The sequence below is a fragment of the Dolichospermum sp. UHCC 0259 genome, assembly GCF_009711935.1.
GTDB lineage: Bacteria > Cyanobacteriota > Cyanobacteriia > Cyanobacteriales > Nostocaceae > Dolichospermum.
On the sequence record NZ_VIKX01000227.1, the window covers coordinates 51,335 to 73,526 of the forward strand.

A 22,192-nucleotide genomic window follows, 5' to 3' on the forward strand; every position below is an offset into this window, starting at 1 on the left:
GCATGACATTAACAATCGCGTTAAACAAAGACAAACTGTTGAGGGTCTGTTAAATTCAAACTGCTGGCTTGAATGCCACTGAGAACAGCGAGAGTTTGGTTATTGAAACTAACGTGGGTATCAGCACCAATTTGATTTAACTTGAGTGTGGATGTAGTGATACCTAAGCTGGCAGCACCGTTAATACCGATAATATCCGCACCACGTTGGAAGTCAATAATAGTGTTACTAGCTTCTGGTAGTTCAGCATTGACAATCCAGAATTGGTCTGAACCAGCACCACCAGAAATTAAGTTACCGCCACCTGTGCCAATGTAGAATATATCGTTACCAGCACCACCTAAAGCTCGGTCATTGCTACCCAGGAAAAATTCATCATTACCAACACCACCGGACATCCGATTGCCACCTTGGCCATCAATAGCATAGAAGGTGTCATTGCCTATGCTACCGAAAACGCGATCGCCCTTGCTCACAAAAATACTATCATCACCACTACCTGCATCAATAATGTTATTACCTGCGGTGGCAGAAGTATTTAACTCAACTTCATCATTACCAGCGCCAGTAAAAAGGAGATTGCTGTGACCATCGAATGGACTACCAGGAGTAGCAATCAATTTGTCGTCTCCTGTTGTGCCTAAAGGTACTATTTGGCTCTGAATTTTATGAATATTCACACTAACCTGAGCTTGGGCTGATGCTCCCTTACCATCGTCAACTTGATAGATGAATTGATCTGTACCTGTGAAATTGCTGTTGGGAGTATAGATAATAAAATCATCAGTTTTATGATCAGGTGTGCCATTATCGCTAACTTGCGCTGTTCCATGACTGGGATTAGAGAAAATGGTCAAAGTCAAAGGATCATCATCTATATCTTTATCATTATTGAGGATTTGAATATTAACAGGGGTGTTAAATGTCGTTTTAGCACGGTCATCTTGAGCGATAACGATACCATTTAAATCCACAGCATTTATACCTAAAGGTAGAGCATACTGTAAACCCGAATCTGTATACAATTCATTTTGCTGACGAGGTAATAAGTTGAAATTGCGAGCATACATTTCACCATAATTGCCCACAGCCTTAATCACATTCACAACAAAGTCATTCGGTAAACCTAGCAGCGCACCAATATTTCCACGTAATCCTAAGAAAAACTGAATTTCTGGTGATAAATCATTTTCAGGATTATTATCAAAATTCTGAGCAATTAACCCCTCAATATTTGCAGAAGTAATACCATATTCTTCAGCTTGGATTAAAGAATTTGTCACCCAACGCACAACATCAGCCCAGTCAGATTGATTTTCGTCTATTACCATCGCTAAAGGCTCTTCACCGATAGTAGCATTTAATAATTGATGATTTTCTGAATCTGAAAAATTAGCCATGTTTGCACTTAACAGAACCATATCAGTAGTAACAGCATCGACTTCTCTATTTTGATATGCAGCAAACATTTTCGCTTCACTGTCAAATTCTTGATAGATGGCTGTTGCACCATATTTAGCTAAGACATCTTTAAGATTTCCCAATCCTGTGGTATTAGCGATGACACCAATCTTACGTCCATTGAGAGTGGGGAGATTGAAAATACCGCTATCTTTTCTGGTTAAAATTCCTTGATTAGTGTAGAAATAAGTCTGAGTAAAATCAACACCATATTGGATATCTCTGACTAAATTATTAGTGGCACTTTGGGCGCTAATATCTACAATTCCGTTAGCAACATTGGTGAATCTTTCCAAATTATTTTGTTCAACAAATTCAATTGCCTCAGAATCTCCAAAGAGTGCAGCAGCTAAAGCTTTACCTAAATCTACATCAAAACCAACTAAGTCATTATTCTCATTTCGGAAGGAAAAACCAGCATTATCGCCACTCGTACCGACAATTAATTTACCTCGCTGTAAAATATCGTTAAGGACATTGCGACTGTTATTATCAACTAAATCTAATTCTTGGGAATTACCAGAAAAAGGAGGAGAGTAGATTAAACCACCGTTACTCCAAATTTCATTTCTGTCTCTTTCTAAATCAGGGAAATAGGAATTGTAAATTTCACCGTAGTTCCCTATTTTCCGAATTACATTAATGACAAATTCACCTTGAACATTATATCTCTCAAAATTGCCATAAATGTTATCGCTCAAACCTAAGAAACGGCTAATTTCAGGGGAGGGATTGTTCCAAGTGATATTATCGTTATTATTAAGATACAATTCGGTAACATTACGAGAAGTAATACCGTATTCTTCGGCTTGAACGGGAATATAATTAACCCAACGGACAAAATTAGCCCATGTTGAATCATTTTCTGGTAAGACTAAACTAATAGGCTCTTTGGATAATTCTACATCTAAGAAACGATTATCTTCTAGGTGAGATAATTTTTGCAGTTGGTCTAAAATCAGAGTCTTATCAGCAGAAAAGGCATTAACTTCTCCTGCTAAATAACCTTGAGTTAATTCTGTAATATTAGAGTAAAATTTCGGGGTGAATTTTATTCCTTGGGATATTAAAACATTAGTTAAATTAGTAAAAGCAGTTTGCCCTGTCACTAACCCAATAGTCAAACCATCAAGTTTGAAAATATTATCAATATTGCTATTTTGGGGAACAACAATAGCTTGAGAATCATAGAAATAAAGGGGACTAAAATCAACATTTAATTCCGTATCTCTGGTCAAGGTGTGAGTAACTCGACGAATTCCTAAATCCACTTCTTTGTTAGCAACTAAATCAAAGGAATCGGAAAAATTAGATTCTACCAGTTCAATTGCATTCTTATCACCAAATAAAGCAACAGCTAAAGTCCGAGCAAATGTTAAATCAAAATCAGGAGTCGAGGGAGATACTGCTACCCTGATGTAGCCTCGTTCGACAATATCATCAAGGATCGTACTATCATCAGGCTCTATCTCATTAATAAACGGTGGAATACTTAGACCAAAAATCGAGGGCGGTAATTTGCCTGGATTGGTAGAACTAATAGGTTCATCCACCAGAGTAATGATGGACTCTAAATTGGGGAAATAGCTGTAAGTTTGTCCTTGATTTTGTAATAAGGCTAAATTTGTGCCTTGATAATCAAGAACGCCACTAATAAAGCGGAAACCGTCTAAGTTTTCAATGCCAAAACCGGAGCGAGAGATTTGAATTTGATCACCTTCATCGGGGTTAAAGTCCAATATGATATCAAAACCTTCGTTGAAGGAGTTAAAGAAAAAGACATCTTTACCTTTTCCACCATTAAGTACATCATCTCCTTGTCCACCGATGAGCAAATCATCCCCCTCATCTCCTGATAACCAATCGTTATCTAATCCGCCTTCTAGGTAATCATTGCCCTTGCCACCATCTAATTGGTCATTTCCTGAACCACCATCTAATTGGTCATTTCCTGAACCACCATTAAGGTAGTCATTTCCTGAACCACCATCAAGGTAGTCATTTCCTGAACCACCATCAAGGTAGTCATTCCCCTCATCGCCTTGGAGTGTATCATTACCAAATAGTCCTTGTAGGTAATCGTTTCCTTCCCCTCCAATGATCAGATCTGAACCATGATTACCTTGAATAAAGTCATTCCCCTCTTTGCCATTCAGGGTATCATTCCCATAAAGTCCTAAAATAATATCGTTTTCAGGTGTACCCACTAAATTATCGTTATCAAAAGTTCCTTGAATTTTTTGTCCAATGCCATTGCCAAGGGGATTAATTTCTTCATCATCAATAATAAATAATAAAGCAACCGAGGAAGTCGGATCTAAGAAATAACCTTCTCCTGCGGCGGTAAGATTTATGGCAATTGTTTCTAAAGTTTCGGGCAGGTCATCATTTATTAATGTTAAGTCAATAATTCCCTCTGTTGTACCGGGTGCAAGATAAATTTCACCGAAAGTCTCTCTATTAAATTTGTAATCTTCGTTTACAGTAGCTGTACCAGAAACTGAGTAAAGTACGGTTAAACCTTGATTGGGAGCAGGATGACTCAATTCGATGGTGAATTTAGCTACTTCATTAGAATTTTCGACAATGGTTTCAGTATTGCTGATAACTTTAACGCTACGATTACCAAAGGAGTTTAGATCTTCACTTACAAGGGTATAGTTTTGATTAATTGCTTCATTGAAGTTAGATAAGGCTTTGTCGGTGGGCGTTGCAAAGAATCCATACCCACTGCTATCCCCCGTCATCAATACTTCTATAATATTGGGAATTTCATCCTGAACCACTCGTTTAACGGAAGCTAAAGCAGGTAAGGCTTCTTTTAAGGATTTGGATGCACCTACTTCGGCTACTTTGTCTAAGAGTTGATTGCTTTCGGCAGTGAATCGGGAAGCAAGGTCAACTTCTTCTGCTTTCAATCCGGGGATAATATCAATAACTTCTACTAAATCACCCTCTGGAGTAATGAAAGGAATAGAGACTGTTTCGGAAACTTCGGGAACGATGTATTTTGGATTACTTTCAGAATATTTAGTATTGTTGTAAGTAATTAAATATTTATAGAAAGAGAAAATCTGAGATTGGTTACTTAAATCAAATGCTTCTTCATTGTTTAAAGAGCGATCGCTAAGATAGTTAGCAAGGGCAGTCTGGACTAATTGTTTGTTGTCTGGATTAGCATTGCTACCTTGTAAACCATCTAATATGGCTTCACTATGGTTAAATAATCCTTGAACTTGAATATGTGCTAAGTAAATTTCTAAACCTAATTCATTTTCTTGTCCAACAGCATTCAGAGAATCGAAAGATTCGAGGTCAAAATCAGTCGGTAAACCTAATTGAGTTTTAATGATCGATTGTGCTTGATCGGGAGTTAAACCATTTTGAACCAAAGGTACTTGTAAACTGCTTAAAGGAGTGATAGTAGTTGAACCTGGAAGCCCAATAAACTTCCCTGCTGGTGTACCACTAGAAGTATCAAAACCACCGATTGAGATAATTTGTCCGTCGCTTTCATTAATAACACCGTCACCATTGGTATCCCACTCTAAACCGATATTCAGTTGATATTCACCATATTCATCGGTGAAGGTAATCGGTTCAGTTAAAATTTGTCCATTTACGTCAACCTCCACATCCCAAATTCCATTGAAATTAGAATCAAAGAAAACTGTAGCGGCATTGATATAACTATTAGAAATAGCACTACTAAAACTAATCCCGGAAGCCCCCACATTAAATTTAGCTAAGGTGATCCGAGCTAACTCTTTACTCCAAACAGTCTTCATGATTTCAAAGAAACCAACGTCAACCCCTACTCGAATTTCACCTTTAAGAAACGCCTCTAGTTTGCCACTAAGATCGAATAATTGTAAGGGATTGCTAATACGGGAGATAATTTCTGAGCCTCTTACTTTACCATCGCTCTTACCTTGTAATTCTCCTACGTCTACTAAATCAAAGCCTAAATAACCATCAACACCAGCCTTAAATTTAGCTTTAGCTACAATGATACTTGCTGAAATTCCTGCGGCAATCAAAGCTGTGGCGGCAAATTCATCTTTATCAACGCCATTTTCATCCCAATCATTGACATAAAAACCATCTAAGATTTTATAAATGGAACTGAGATCAAAACCATCTTCTTTCCATGCTTCTAAACCAGCGGTATCATAACCGACAGATAGATCGGTTTTGGCACTAAAACCTAATTCTAGTGAGCCTTCAATGGTAGGAGGAGTCCAGAGTAAAAATTCCTGTTCTTTGCCAAAATAGAAGTCTAGATCGGGAATATCATATTTAATTAAATCAACATTAGGTTCACCTAACAGAATGCGGATCAGGGTAACAGGATTATCTAAAATCGGGATTTCTAAACCGTCTAAATTTTGTAACTTGCTTAAAGCACTTTTTTGTTGAGGAGTACCGTTACTTTGGGCTTGTTGAACAGGTGTACCAGCTTGAGATGGGGTTGCTGTACCTTGTTGTTGTGGGTTAACTTTAGAAGTGGTATCAGCAGGATCATCACTCGCACCTTTAAGATCATCAAGGTTAAAACTGCCCAAGTTAAGGGTAATTGTACCATCACCCTCGGTTAAGGCTCTTAAACTTTCTACCGTATCGACGACTTGATTAACGATGCCAATGAATTTCACGGCATTTTCCACGCTACTTTTAATCCGTTTGAGATTAGGATCTGTAGTATTAGGATCAATTCCTGAAGCAATCACCGAAGCTAGGTCAATTATCGAGACACCTGGACGTTTATCCACGTTAAAATCGTCTTCTAAGCCAATGTAAGAAAAGATTTTGGTATCTGCATTGAGAATGTCTAAAACGGGCTTAACTGGCCCGATAATATCGTCAACGGCTTCAATAATGGGAGTGGCAAAGTCGGTTAAAAATGTGCCAAAGTCCAGGGTAATGTTATTGAAAGATAGATCAAAGCTCGTGTTTCCTGCTTCTCCTTGATTGCCATAGTTAAAGATTGGTAATCCCATCGCTATATCAAAGGATACTGAAGGAAAGGCGGGATCTCCTTCCACGCTGGTTTTGGTTTTTAAGCCCAAATTAGCGTTACCCGCAAATTCGTATGTGAATAAGTCATTAAACCCTAGACTGGGGTTATTCTTCCAGTTTTGTAATTCCGTGAGGGTCAAGCGATCGCCGTCATCAAAGTAAGTAATAATTTCCCCTGTACCCGTTAAACTCTTGGTGTCAAAGGTATTATTAGGCAGGGAGAAGGGTTCACCCGTGGTTAAGATACCGTTATTGTCTAAGTCCACAAAACGGACTCCCTGATTTATTCTGACCAGAGGTTCGGCATCACCATTTAAATCGGTAATAATGGCTAATTTTCGGGCTACATCTAAATTCGTATTAACGAAACTAATTTCTTTTTCTAAAACCTGCCCATTATTTAAGGTTAATTTGAGAATTTGGGCAACTTGATAACTACCTGCACCGGGTAAACCCCGTTGTTGAGCTTGAGTATTGTTTAAATTTAGAGCGGCTAACAGATCTAAATCGGTGTTTTGTTCGTAAGTGCCGTTATTGTTTTGATCTAAGAATACCTTTGCATTAGCACTAATAATTTTATAGGTAAAGATGTTATTTTCATTGATGTTTGCATTGGCAGATTCGATGGGGGCGAAACCCGAATTAACATAAGGTTCACCTACATCTAATTTCTTATTGTTGTTAACGTCACGGAAAGCAATACCTGTACCTTGAACAAAAGATCCTTCTCCTTCAAGGGAGCGATTGGGATTAATAGTAAAGTCGTTATTTTTATCTAATCTTGCTTTTTCTTGATTGGTTAAGGTTTCACCTGTATCGATCGCATTGTTACCATTTTTGTCAAAGAAGTAAGTCACTACCCCGTTGACATTTCTTTGCTCGATGAGGAAAGGTTTAACTTTACCGTTTTGATCGAACCATTTAGTTACAGTAGGCAAGACTGCAAACTTTGCTTCAATATTCGCCCCGCCGTTAAATTGTTTATCTCCGTTAAAATCTACATAATAATGGGCGATCGTCCCGTCAACATTTTTCTTAACTAAATAAGCTCCCTCATTTTTCAAGGCTTCAGGGGCATCAAAAGTATTGTTAGCGTTCCAATTAATATTTTTCTGTTCAACGGTAGCATTGGCTACAGTGATAAACTCAGGTGCAATCCCCTTTGTATCCAGTTGAATGAAAGGTTCTTGAACTTGCTTGGCAACAGTAATTAAATTACCTTGGGCATCAGTGTCAGGTTTACCGTCTTGATCGGCATCGGTGGCAATTAAAGCAGTAAAGGTATTTGCATCTAATTGTTTATCTCCATTAACATCAAAGAATTTAATTGTTCCATAATTATCTAGGTCGTTTAAACCGGCGGTGAAAGTAATGGCTAATTCTGTCGGATTTTCCGGATCATCTACCATGTCCAAGCGTAAAAATCCTAAGTTACCTTGGGCGCTGAAATCTTGAAGGTTAAGTCTGATTGCCGCATCTACTTTGGTTTGTTTGGTATCGAGATAGAAACCAAAATCTTTATGTAAACCAATTCCTAAAGCTACTTTAAAGTCAAAGGTTGATTTCAAATCTCCTTCTGTTTTCAGTCCAATTCCTAAAGCATCTAAACCCAAATTCACATCTAAAGGTAAGGAGAATAAATCATAGGTTTTTTTCACATCCAATAAAATATTAATGTCGTCGTTAGTCATGGTGACATTAACATTGAGGAAATCTAACCCTAAACTTGATAAAGCACTCTCAATGACGGTTTTTAAGCGATTAGCTGTTAATTCTGGTTCTGCTGATATTGCTATGACTAAACTATCAGTAATATCTCCAATGAGATTTGGGGTTTTGCCGTTTAATGCACCCACCAAGGGTATTTCCAGTGCATCTAAACTTTGTTGTAAATTGGTTAAGCCTTCTCTGACCGTTTGAGCGGTAGTTTCGGGGTTTAAGGGGCGATCGACTACATCAACTCGTTGATCAGGTACAAAAATCCCGTTATAATCAGTATCTTGGGAGATTACTTGATAGGTAATGTTACTTTGATGATAAAGTCCTGGTTCAGCTAAAGTTCCCTCATCAATTCCTGTAAAGGTGATAGTTTGTAGTTTATACCAATCTTCAGGATTAATAGTAATTTCAGTGGTTTGTTTATCCACTAATTTGCTACTGTAATTAACGGGTAGAGTAATCTCGCTACCAATCTGATTATTAATATTCTTAGCTTCTTTGATTCTGGCTTTAATAGTAAAGTTACCACTGTTGTCAGGATCAAGGAATCCCATTATTACTTGTTGAGATTGATTCCAATTACCTTCTGATGCTCCTAAGACTAAATTTTCTTCAGTCGCGGTAAATTTAATGATTTTAAGGGGAGTATTGGGGTTAGCGATATTTTCGTTAGCGTCATAAAGCTCTACAATCACATCCGTTGTCGGTTTCGTTCTTAAATTGACACTGAATGAAACGGTTTTCTCTTTTTCTCCTGTAACTAAACTACTAAGATTAACATCTAAATTCCCGGCATTGGTTTCATCAAAGGTGTAAATATCTTTAACTACTTTTACGGTACTCGGATTAACGGGGTTAACGAAATCTATTTCAAAACCGGGGGTTAATTTAATCTTAACGGGTGCAGTGGGTTCACTTAATAAGGATACTTTGAAACTAGCGGTTTCTCCTTCTCTGACTACGGTATTATCGCCTACTTGCACAATCCGCACACCAGGTACATCATCATCTTGAATGCGTAAGGTGGCTTGGGGATTTTCTGGTAAAATATAGCCTTCACCAGGGAGGAGTTCTACTATTACCGTTTCTTCGGAAGTACGGGCAGGGCTGTTGGTTTTAATTTCATTTTTGCGACTGGGATCTACTGCGATCGTCACCGTTCCTTCATAAGTACGTTTACCGAAGGATGATGCGGTTTCAATTAATTGTTGTCCTTTGGTGACGGTTGCAACTAAGTTACCGGCAAATTTGATTTCACTGCCATTGAAAAGTTCTGGGGGGAAAGGGTTAAGGGGTTCAGCATAAGGTATTACCTCACTCACTCCTAAAGTGTAAGTACCCCTTACTGTTGAGCTACGTAACTGTGCTTGTAGCCCAACATAATAACTCCCTGTAGTTTCAGGAGTGAAACGAAATTCAATTCCACTTCCATTACCCAATTCCAATCCTTGTCCCTGAGCAATGAATGTACCCTGAGAGTTATAAACTTCAACGAAATTAATAAACTCAGCAGTACCATTTCCTCTATTAACACCACTAACATCAATGACATAGGTTTTTCCTCGAATCAGATCAACCTTATACCAATCTGGATCATTAACAGAAAAGTTGCTTGTAGTTCCTGTTACCTGATCACCAACTACGATTATCCCTTGAGTATTAGTATTAGCACTAAAATCTGTTGATCCTTCTGACTTTGAGGCACTGTTCTTGACAATGTTATCTATACTAAGGCGATATTGATTACCTAAAGTAAGAGCAGTTTGCACAAAATAATTTCCACTCGCGGTAGGAGTATAAATCAATCTCCCTGGGTTATTTGTGGTTGAATTTACTACTAATTGAGAGTTAGCGTTATAAAGAGAAAGAAAAGAGAAAGAATTACCGAAGTTATAATTATGTAAATCAAAAGTATAGGTTTTACCCGCCTCCAAATAAACCGCATACCAATCTTTATCGTTGCTATCAGATGCTTTACCAAAGACGTAATCACCTATTAAAAGTCGTCCTTCTGTAGTGTTATTATCTGGAAAATCAATACCTTCAGGTTCACCTACGGAAGTAGCAAAAGTTTTGGCTTTAACTTCTGATTTAATCTCAATAATTAGCTCATTATTTTTACTGCCTGATTTAACATTTTTAATGGTTAAATCTAAGTCTTCTACTAACTTGTCATCAATGGGGACAATAACTAAGTTATTTTGAATATCTCCAGGAGCAATTCTGACTGTACCTTGTTTTTGGACTTGATAATCGCCTATATCTAAACGCCCATTATTGTTTTTGTCTTCTCCTGCGTCAAGGATACCATTACCGTTAAGATCCTCTGGGAAGGTTGCACTACCGCCTGCTACTCGATAATTAACTGCAATACCGTTACCATCAGCAGGTGCGGGGGCGTTGAGTTGAATAGTAAAGTAACTTGGTTCACCAAATACTTCAGATGCTGTTGGTCCAGCAATTATTTTCGCTGTGGGTAAGTCGTTATCTTCGATTACTACGGGTAAATTTTCCAGTGGTACTATTTCGGTAATAGTTGTATTTATCTTCTCAACAAGACTTACCCCTACTTTATAAGTTCCGCCATTAAAAAAAGAATTCCAATCAAATGCTTCTACATAATAAGTTACTGTGGTAGTAGGAATAAACCGCATTTGAGAACGATTTCCATTACCTTTTTCTAAGCCTATAGAATTAGCTATGTTTTGAGCATTACTGTTATATAGTGCAATATCAGGATATGATAATGTACCATCTCCCATCGTTTCACCACTGATATCAATTACATAAGTTTCACCCGCAGCGAGATTAACTTTATACCAATCTTTATCACTAGAATTGGCTATATTTCCTGTTACTTTATCATTAACTGTAATTACACCCGTAGTAGAAGCATTAGCAGGAAAATCTTGACTTCCTTCTGATTTTGAGCCACTGTTACTAACAATATTATCAACACTCAAACGATACTGATTATTGATTTGCAATGATGATGGTACATAAGCTTCAGCGTAATAATCGCCACTAATACTAGGAGTATAGGTAAACCTTGAATTCCCAAAAGATAGTCCAGGAGCATTATCATTAGTTCCTATTAAAATTCCATTACTATTATAGAGAGAGAAAATAGGGTTGCCATTATAATAACGTTCCAAGTCAAAAGTATAGGCTTTACCTGCTTGCAAAGATACTGCATACCAGTCTTTATCATTAGAGGTAGCGGCTTGACCTAAAACGTAATCACCAACTAAAAGCCTTCCTTTGGTCGTAATATCGTTAGGTAAATCTTGTTGATCATTATCAGATAGAATAACTATGTTTCTGGTACTACTGTGTAGTTTTTCGGTAAATTTATAATCTTCATCTGCTACTAATAAATCGTATTTATTCGGACTTCCGTAAACTTTTAGGTAATATTCTCCAAAGGATTGCCCATTGAGAGAGATTTTTTCAAGGTTGTTATTAGTGTTAGAAATTAATAAAGGAGTCTGTAAGTTATTGCTGCTGTATAATTCTAAGGTTAAATTCCCTTGACTATGGTTAAAGCTAATTTGAGCGAAATCCAGTTCATTACCTGTGTCTAAGGTAGTAAATTTAAACCAATCTACATCATTAGCGTCACTAATGGCTAAATTATTCCAACTATAACCGCCTTTAATCTTGCCTAAGTCAAGAGCATTTTCTGCGGTGTTATTATCGGCTTTAGACTCAAAGTTTAAACCGTCTCCTGTTTCAACTTCAAATTTAATCTCACTAAAATGCAGATATTCAACCACATTATCATCTAAAGCAGTAGCTCTTATTGTTTGATCAAAGTTCCAATTTTCGGGGGTAAAAGTAATAGTTAAAGGTTCACCAATAAACTCGTTATTGAGGCGAATTTGATCATTGGTAGGAGTCATAACTACTCGCACTTTTCCTACAGGTTGAGAGTTTAAACTGATGCTATAAACGTTTTCTCGTCCTTCTACTGCTTTTCCTGCCCCTTTGATGTTCAATAGAGCTTGATCATCATTGCTGTTAACCAAGGTAATTTCATTAACGGCTAAACGGTGATAAAGTTGATCCTCACTAAAGGGAGTGGTAATAATTTTATAGCTGATATCTCCGTCATCAATGCGATCGTCAATCCCTTTAACGTAGAAATTTTGGACAATATTCCAATTATCAGGGGTAAATTTTAAGCTAATCACTCCTTGAAGTTCGGTTAAATTACTCTGGGTGCTTAATAAACCTTCGCTTTCATCTTGTGAACCCAAGTAAACCGTAACAGGGGCAGTGGGTTGAGTATTGAGTTTAAGGGAGAAAGTAACCGCATTTCCTGATTCTGAGGTATTGTCGCCATTAATTTTATTGATAGTTACTCCTGCGGTATCATTATCGTTAATTGTGACAGTTCTGTTTATGTCACTACCAACTACTGTACCGTTTTGCAATTTTCCATCAAGGTTATTACTGCTACTATCTAGTAATAAATTACCAGAATTACTAGGAGTGCGATAATAAGCAACTAAGCCCGTTTCTGTGTCGTTGATTAGGTTATTTTTGGTGTTGCTAATTTCCGTCTCAGTTAGGGCTTTATCCCAAATGGAGAGATTTTGAACTTTACCTGCTAATTGAAAGCCCCCTCGTCCTTTGCCAATATAGTTAAGGGTTTTTTCGATATTTGTAGGTAAATTGAAGGGAGATGCTGTTTGTTCAAGTTTTCCATTAACATAAAATCTTCCTGCTCCTTGATTGTCAAGACTTACGGCTAAGTGTACCCACTGTTGTTGAGGTAAAGTAACTGGTAGGGTGTAAGCTCGACTTTGAGAGTTAGTGACAGTTTCTAAAAATAAGTTAGTTTGATTATTTCTTAAACCAAAGAAAATTCTTTCGCTACCACTAGCATTACCTAACTCTAAAATCGAGCTAACGTTTTGAGTTTTACTGTCAATATATACCCAAGTAGCAAAAGTGAAATCACCACTTAAATTTTGAGCAGGAAGGGTGACATGATCATCAATTCCATCAAATTTAAGATAGGAAGGTAAGTTATAACCACTACTAGGATTTAGGTTAATTTCAAGGGTTTCAACTCCTTCAGCAATTTGATCATCTTTGATAGTTAAATTAATGGTTTTAGTGGTTTCCCCGACATTGAAAGTTACAATATTAAACTGTTCGTAATAATCAATTGTCCCGTTAGCATTACCAATAAAAGCATCGCGATCGCCATCACCATCTAAATCAGCAAAGGTAGGGGCAGGATGGGAAGATAACGTTGCTGTATTATCAATTTTAGCAAAAGGATTATTGCTATTACTCAGGCTAAAAGCACCATTGTTATTTTGATAATAGTCGATCACACCGTTAGCTTTACCGACAAACAAATCATAATCTCCATCTCGATCCCAATCCACTAAAGAGGGGATACCATTACCGCTATTAATGCTATTAAAGGGATTATTATTACCTGTTAATTGACTGTAGTTGGCATTGGTTTTATTGCCGATATTTTGATAGTATTTAATGCCATTATCTGATCCTATTACTAGATCTAAATCTTGATCTTTATCCCAATCAATCAAAATCGGATAAGCATTATTTCCCACATTAATATTACTGACAGGATTAAGGCGAACAGGATTTAATGCGGTAGTTAGGTTAAAACGAGGATTAGTTAAACTACCTGTGTTGATATAGTACACTAAATCTCCTGTGGTTTTACCGACAATTAGATCTAAGGTTTTATCGCCGTTAATATCTCCAAAAGTGGTACTAGAATTAGGTAAATTAATTAATGAAAAGGGGTTATTGATGCCTGTTTGTTCAACAAAATTCCCACTACCAATATTTTGATAATATTTAATTCCGTTACTACCACTGATTACTGCATCCTGATCACCATCATTATCTAAGTCAACTAAAGTTATTTTACTATTATTTCCTACATCAATTCCGTCAAATGGGCTGTCAAAACGAGGGGTGTTATTAGGTTCAAATTGATTAATTAAATAACCATTTGGTAATTGATAATCTTCATTAACGGTTGCGTTATCGTCATTTACTTCAAAAACAACGTTGGTGGTAGTGGTGGCAGGTTTCGATAATTTTACTTGAATTTGGGCTTGATTTTGCCCTTCGTTAATAATAACTGATTCACCAATAGTTGCTGTTGGTAAGCTAGGATTTACATTTTTGCCTGAACTTAATCTGTTGTCAATTTCCTGATCATCATTTAAGTTTTTGACGGGAATTAATAGTTGTTTTCCTTGATAATTATTATCTGTAGTTGTGGTAACTTTTGCCCTGATTTCATACTTAATATCCCCATCTATCTCTAAGTCATCTAAACCAGAGACGGTGACAAGCTGATAATTTTCCCAGTTTTCTGAGGTAAAAGTTACGGTAGTTTGATTAAGATTGCCTTCTGTATTATCACCATTTTCTAAGGTAATAGTTACGTTTGCTTTGGGTTGAGTTTGTAAGCGGATTCCAAATAAAGCCTGGTTGCTAATAGCAGGTAAAATTACTTCGATTTGTCCATTCTTAATGGAAATTTGCTCATTATTAAGCACTAAACCTACATTAGCATTGATACTTTCTTTTAAGTTTGCCTGAATGAAACTGCTATCTAGGGGTAAATTAATCAGAGGATTAATGCTAACTTTTCCTGCATTAATATGGTCTTGAGTTAGGGTAATTTCGCCGATTAATTGATTGTTAAGATTGCGTAATTGCAGAACATTATTAACGTTAGGATAGGGTTCATTGGTGATTAATTCCGTTAAACCATTGCTATAGCTAATAATATTATTGCCATTTTCATCAGTGGTAACTTGAGCGTTAACTACTTCAATGCCACTAATGTCATCATCAACAATGGTAAGGGTTGCTTGTTTTTGATTATTATTGACGGTGTAACCACTGCCATTATTTAGAGTTATAGTAACGGTTTCGTTTCCTTCGGTCAGGCGATCGCCTATAGGTAATACGGGGATAACTCCACTGGTTTCTCCTTCAGGAATTGTCAGGAAAAAAGAGGAAGACGCACCATTAAACAGAGTGCCACTTAAATTATTGTTGCTACTATCTATCAAGACATTGTTATTCGCATTCCCTTGAAAATAAGCAACTAAACCAGTTTGATTAGCAGTCAAAATGGTATCTTTGTTTCCTTGAATTTCTTGGAGAGTCCGAGCAGTATTCCAAATTCTTACTTCTCGGATTTGTCCTCGCCAAAAATCTCCTGGAGGTGCAAAGGGGTTTTTCGTGCCGATATATAAGAGATTGTTAGTAGTGCTAATTTTGCCAGAAGCATTGACTGAATTAACTTGTTGTCCATCAATATAGAGTTTTAAAGTTGACTCGTCATAAACCCCCGCAATATGATGCCATTGTCCACTACTAAATGGAAAAGAGGTGACGCTTCCTACTCCGTTGAGATCAAATTTTAACTGATTATTTTCGATCAAGAAACGATATTGATCATCATTATCACCTTTTTGCAGAATACGACGATTACCTGATAGTGTGGTTTCATCCAAATAAACCCATGTTTCTATGGTTAATTGATTTGTAATATTCAGTACGCTGTTGTTGTTAATCTGTACATAGTCATTCACACCATCAAAATTGAGAGCAGAATCTGCAATATTTTGATAGTCAACTCCTTGGGTAGCATTTCCCCCAATATTGTAACTAATCTGAATACCGCCTTCAGGTGCGGGGGCTGATAAATTAACTACAAAATTACCGGATAAACCGCCATCTTCTTGAATATTGCCTTGACTAGAAATAATAACTTCAGGAGTGACGGGAATGGCATCGGTGCTACTTCCTTCAGTTACTCTGATAGGAGCATTAATGGTAAAATCAAAGGATTTAGTACCACTAAAATAGCCATTAGCTGAAGCTGTAATATTACCGTCATTACTAACTCCTGTTAAAGTAATAGTTTGAGGATTATCCCAATTATTGCTGCTAAAGGTACGACTACTGTTACTCAAATTTCCTTTATCTGTACCTAAATTAACCGTAACGTTACTGGTAGGTTGACTAGAAAGTTTTACTTTAAAGGTTGTGCTATTGTTGCGGATAACGAGGGGGTTTTTGTCACTAATTACTTGATTATTGGCATCGAGGAGAATTACTCCTGTTTCGTAGGCTTGGTTATCTTTAATAGTGATAGTTGCAGTATTGTTTATTTCTTTTCCTAATAAGACTGCCGTTGCTCCCATGAAGACAAAATTTGATCCACTAACTCGTTTAAGTGTGATTCCAGTAATAGATTTAGTTGAATTTGTTAAAAACCGCACACCAAACAAAGCTGGATCGTTAGCATCTTCATATTGTCGATCTGTCTTAACTCTATCCATACCATCTATCAGATAGTAAAGATTTTCAGATTCTGTAATCTCTTCAAACCAATCAGGTATCTGTTGACTGCTGGTAGTAACCACAGTGCCATCAGAATATTTAATTTCTAACTCAATCCCAGTAGAACCACCAGCGGAAAAACCTGCTACATGGATTTGTGAATATGATGATCCTGTTGGTACAGAAAGAGGAACAGAAGACGAAACTGAGTCTAAAAAACGAGCATTTGCTCCATTATTTCCATTGCGATAAGGAAGTTGAATAGTAGGATGATATTGATTCGCTGGGAACAAACCATCATCAGGTAAGCCTTGAGGCGAGGATGGATTTAATAAATTAGCTGCCGATTGAGTTAGTAATATATTGCCAAAGTTATCAACTGAATCTTGCGTAGTATCTAAATTATTTGTTTGAGTACCATTGAGAATGACATCTTTATCGAAGGTGGGTGATATTGATGTAATTATGTCTGGGGATACAGCAATGCCATAGTTAGAATTAGTTTTACTGCTATTGGCTTCATCATCAAAGTTATGAGGAATTAACTTGATATTGATGGTTTCGTCAGTTTCGACAATTTGATCGGAAATAGCACTAAAATAAATTCGAGCCGATGTTTGACCTTGAGGAATGATAATACCATTACGTTCACTGTCAGTTTGAGTGGATACTTTACGGTAACGGGAGTTAAAGTAATCTCCATTTTGAGTAGCAGTACCACCAGTAATTTCGTATTTTACCCATAATCCTTGTTCTCCTTGGAAGGGTTTATCGAGGTTGACTTCAACGTAACCAATTTGTGGGGCAGGATTGTTAATATATTCGAGATTGCCAGATCCTTGAAATATGCCGTTACTGGAATTCTGTTGAGTAGATTTGTCTAATAAATTACCATTAAAATTCCAATAACCAATTAAACCTGCTTCATCTCCTTGCAGTTGGTCAACCATTGTTTGCTGAATTTCTCCAGCACTCCGAGCAGTATTCCAAATTCTGATTTCATCTAATGCTCCTTGAAAATAGTTGTTACCTACTTTGCCGATGTCTAATTGTTGAGTTGGTGCAGGTTTAAGTCCTGCTAAGTCAGTGGTAGAGAAAATTTCTACTGCATTGACATAAAGTTTATAATCTGTACCGTCAAAAGTAACTGCGAGATGATTCCAACTGTTAGGGTTAATGGCATTTTCTACGGTAAAACTACGCCATTGCGAACCATCACCAAAACCAATTATTACTGAGGTTTGATTAACTATGGAAATACTAGGATAACTATTACTATTACCTGCGTTATAACCTAAGATTCCATGAGTATTATTATCAGTAAAGTTGGTAAAAATCCAGACTTCTTGGGTAAATTCTCCTCCTCCATTCAAATTTAGGCGGGAGTTAGAGTTCACTTTCACATAATGATTACCACTTAAGGTAAGAGCGTTATCCAACCCGGTAATGGTGCTACCAAAGCCAAATCCTTCGGTGAGATTAACTACTTTACCTAAAGTGACAATGGGTTCGTTTTCATATAAATTAGCAGTGGCTGTTATTGGTTGACCACTTGTGGATAAGGTATATTTGCCATCTGGACTAGATGCTACTTTTACGGTAAAACTTTCGGTGGGTTCAAATAATTCGTCGTTAATGTCTTCAACTTGGAGACGAATATAAGTAGTCCCTGTTGGTACAGCAATTTTATAACGAGTGGTGTTAGGTTGAGGATCTGGTAATGCTAAACGAGATTGAACTTCGGTATTTCCTTCTCCATAAGCAGTATAAAACAGTTTATAGTCTGCTCCTTCTTGGGTATTGGTAAAACTACCACGATTAGCTGTACCTGTTATGTCCAAATATAAATCAAAGTTAGAGTCGTTAATCTGGTTGAAATTATTGCCAGTGCCTAATAAATCAATTTCAAAAATATCTTTAACTCTGATTGCTTCTCCTTCAGTTTTATTACCGAGTTGTTGATTAATATTTTCTGCTTTGCTTATTCTTATCGTGGTGGGGTTAAAAGGATTAATCCGATAAACATTACCTTCTGCATTTACGGCTAATGTTATAGTGTGGTAATCAATAAGCTCAAACTTAAAATTGAAATCAATATCATAAACCCGTACCTCTCCGTATGGGTTTACTGTATATATATTTCCTTGAGCATCAATTTTTATATCATAATAATTAATAATGTTTTCACCTATTTTCGGATTTTTTTTTTGATAAATGTACCATTACTATTAAATATCTGAACATCACTAAATTCTTGAACACTACTACCAAAAACATTAATACTGTAGTGCTGAGTAACATAAACATTATTTTTCGGATCAAGAGCTATACTTACGGGTCGCTCAAACTGTCCATTTTCTGTACCTGGTGAACCGAATTTGCGGAGAAAATTACCACTAGATTTAAAAACTTGAACATCTTTTCTGGTATTGTCAAGAACATAAACATTATTTTGTTGATCAATACCCATGCCTATGATATTGACAAACTGTCCATCTCCTGTACCCGATGAACCAAATTTGCGGAGAAACTTGCCATCTTTATCAAATACTTGGACACGGTCCGCCTCCTGATCAACCGCATAAATATTATCATTGCTATCTACGGCTATAAACATATTAGACGGAGCTAAAAACTGTCCATCTCCTGTACCTTGTGAACCAAATTTACGAATAAAATTGCCATTTTTATCAAATACTTGGATATCAGATCTGTGACTATCTCCAACATAAATTCGTCCCTGACTATCCACTGCGATCGCTCGTGGATCTAGAAACTGTCCATCTCCTGTACCTGATGAACCAATCAGATCAGCTCGATAAACTTTGCTGGCAGGGCTATTTGTGCTATAAACTGCTATTTCTGGAATTGCTAAAGTATGGGCATAGTTATCCTGTGCTGCTTCACTAATCGCTAAACTTGCCTCAATTTCCCCTGTTTGTACCTCTAAATCCCAATCACCACCCAAAGCCGAACTACCTGTTAAATCTTCCGAAGCGGCTACATCTGCACCTGTTAACTGACTAATTTGTTGAATTAACTGTAAACCCACCTCATCAGCAGCTAAATTACAGCCATAAAATAATATGTCTCCATTCTCTTCTAGGGCATTTCCCCATGACTGAATTTTGGCGCTATAATCCCCTAAAGTGCTGGCATTGAGCGAAGTATTACCTAACTGGACATTGCCATTACTCCCATGAGAGACAATCTGAATACTCTTTAAGTTACTGCGCCCCGCTAAGGCTTGGGTAATCTGGTCTACTCCATCCTGGGTTGCGTCGAGGATGACAACCTCAGTATCAGGAGTCACATTAGCAGCAAGGTATTGGTAGTCTTGGATTCGGGAATCAATGAAAACAAGGGAAGTCATGGGGGATTACCTTAAATGGTGAAAGATAATTGCGTAAAGATACTGTGATTCTGCGATGACTCAAGATGTCTTGTTGACTTAGGTAAGCCTCGAAACCCTAGAAACGGTAGTCAAGAAACCAAGACTCTATAAATTCCAGTATAAATCCTAATGATACCCAAATAAAATTAAAATTTGTGTCACATTTATCATCTCTCTTAGGAAGTAGATCTCACATTTGTCAGATTTTTTAAGTAAATACGCAAAATCAAGGTTTTTTGGCGATAAACATGAAGATTAGGAACAGATTGCCGAAAATTCTTGAGTGGCTTGAACTCAATCTGACCTCAAGGAAGTTTAATTATTATTAGTCTCTGCTCTTGCCTGTCAGTTGCTTTACCTAAGTAGGTAAACAGAAAAATTTCAAGGTATGTATCGGTATTTAAAATTGTCCTAATGCGTTATTCTGGTTCAGTTTCAGCCATTTTACAAAACGCAATATTCCTCATTTTTATTTTGTTCACCTACTTAATTGATTTTTAATTGTTGATTTATAATCTCTGACTGCGGCTCTAATTTGATGTTGAGCTAAAGTATAAACCAGTAGACATAAACCCATAATCATTCCCAGAGACTCTATTCTCTTAGGACTTTTGAGGAAAATACTGTCTGCAAAAAATAATGGGTCTTTGAGAAATCTCTGAATTTAGACTTTTCAAACATCCTCTGAATAATTTAGTATTTATTTTATAATTAGTTTTTTGTAAAATTATATTTATCTATTTTCTAATATACTTCTCCCGATAATAGGTAATAGCCCAAATTAACAACTATTACCCATTACCAAGAATTAAATTAACCCAATAAACCTTGGATTAATCCAGAATTACCTGTTAAGAAGAATGCGACTACTGCGCCACCGATACCACCAATTAAGAAAGCGCTAGCGAAATTATTCCAGCTTTCCTTAGAGTTGAAAGCATCAATGGGAGGATTAGGTACAGCAACACTAGCAAGTGCTTTATCAGGATTGCTGTTAGCGTATAAGGATAAGCAAGCGGTTAAGATTACAACCAAACCAATGCTGCCCAGTAAACCAGCTAAGTTAGCATTAGGCGCATTACGTAAAGGACCTAATTTATCAAAAGGTCCAAATAATAAATAACCATGAGCCATACCAACTTCCAAACCACGTCTAAAAGGATTTAGTCCGGGGCGATAAGCTGGTAAATTGCTAATAAACCACTTCACCAAAGGAGCGGAATTGATGGGGGTTTCTAGGTCGCCCTTTTGTGGATCACGTCCTGCTGCTATTGCCATAACTATTTTTCGATTCCTTGAATCACTGTTGTTCTTTTTCAAGGCATGAAACCCATAAATCACAGGTGAGATTACGAGTTCCATACATTATTTAAGATTGTTTATTGCTAAACAATCCAGAAGAGAAAGCTAAGTAAATTAGCTTTTCCTAACCGTGTTTTCAACCTATAGTGGGTGGAAAAGGAGGTCGGGGAAGAAGCGGTTAAATTCAATCAAAATCCCGGCTGTGATTGTTAGCCAGATTGTAGCTGCAACGGGAGCAGTGGAGATGAATGTCAGCAAATAGTTGGTTTCGTCGCCTTTTTCAGCCATGAATTTAGTCTCCAGAATGAGTTAGTGAAAACAAATGAATTAACGTGGGGAAACGGTAATTTCTGAATCCTTCGCTGTTAATTCGCCGGAGAGCAATTCCTTGATTGCTGCTGCTGGCCAAGCAAAACCGGAGGTGATGATAGGTAGAGCAATACCCAAATCAATTTGGATCTCTTTTTGTTCGGGATTTGATCCTTTTTGGATTGCTTGGAGATAAGCACGGCCTACCCAACCAATCCAACCAGCAATGTAGAGGAAGAGAATACTAGGGATTAAAAAATCACCAGCATGATCAAGACGACCATCTACAATCAGGTGGGGATAACCTTCAGGTCCACAGAGTGCCTGAGAATAACGTTCAAACCGCTTTTTGCCTGATTCGGGGTCAGCGGTGGTGTTGCGGGCGTTTAGTGCTAGCTCTTGAAAGGCGGGAGAGTCTTTACAAGGAACAAGGTTTGCGCCTAGTGCTTTAGCTTCAGGAGCAAAGTTGAACCAAAGAGTCATCACCAAAAGCAAAGCAAACAATCGTCTCATGGAGTTGTTTCCTTTTATTACAAAACGGGAAGTTTCTTGTACAAAACGAAGCGGCTTGTACAGTCTTTATTTTAGATAACTAGGAAGTTATCATACTCTTGGCTGGGGACTGAG

General features: G+C 37.2%; 5 protein-coding genes. All 5 read right to left on the reverse strand.

What is annotated here, in order from left to right; all coding sequences use genetic code 11:
• Positions 1–20: 20 nt before the first annotated feature.
• Positions 21–18,401 (reverse strand): LamG-like jellyroll fold domain-containing protein, encoded by an 18,381-nt coding sequence (locus FJR05_RS26755; protein ID WP_174783781.1) that lies wholly within the window; start codon positions 18,399–18,401, stop codon positions 21–23.
• Positions 18,402–18,748: 347 nt separating this feature from the next.
• On the reverse strand, positions 18,749–19,933 hold the full coding sequence (locus FJR05_RS19375) for a DUF4347 domain-containing protein (protein ID WP_168645627.1): 1,185 nt from the start codon (positions 19,931–19,933) through the stop codon (positions 18,749–18,751).
• 834 nt (positions 19,934–20,767) lie between these two features.
• Positions 20,768–21,316 carry a photosystem I reaction center subunit XI gene (locus FJR05_RS19380; RefSeq protein WP_168645628.1) on the reverse strand — a complete coding sequence of 183 codons (549 nt, stop codon included), beginning with the start codon at positions 21,314–21,316 and terminating at the stop codon, positions 20,768–20,770.
• An 81-nt stretch (positions 21,317–21,397) separates the two neighbouring features.
• Positions 21,398–21,544, reverse strand: a complete 147-nt coding sequence (gene psaJ, locus FJR05_RS19385; protein WP_039203682.1) for a photosystem I reaction center subunit IX — start codon at positions 21,542–21,544, stop codon at positions 21,398–21,400.
• Between the two features lie 39 nt (positions 21,545–21,583).
• Entirely contained in the window at positions 21,584–22,078 is a 495-nt protein-coding gene (locus FJR05_RS19390; protein ID WP_168645629.1) for a Photosystem I reaction center subunit III, read from the reverse strand.
• Positions 22,079–22,192 lie beyond the last annotated feature (114 nt).

What these genes read in the sequence shown, in the direction of transcription:
- FJR05_RS19375 (WP_168645627.1), bottom strand. Translation starts at nt 19,933, where the DNA reads ATGACTTCCCTTGTTTTCATTGATTCCCGAATCCAAGACTACCAATAC.
- FJR05_RS19380 (WP_168645628.1), bottom strand. Translation starts at nt 21,316, where the DNA reads ATGGAACTCGTAATCTCACCTGTGATTTATGGGTTTCATGCCTTGAAA.
- psaJ (WP_039203682.1), bottom strand. Translation starts at nt 21,544, where the DNA reads ATGGCTGAAAAAGGCGACGAAACCAACTATTTGCTGACATTCATCTCC.
- FJR05_RS19390 (WP_168645629.1), bottom strand. Translation starts at nt 22,078, where the DNA reads ATGAGACGATTGTTTGCTTTGCTTTTGGTGATGACTCTTTGGTTCAAC.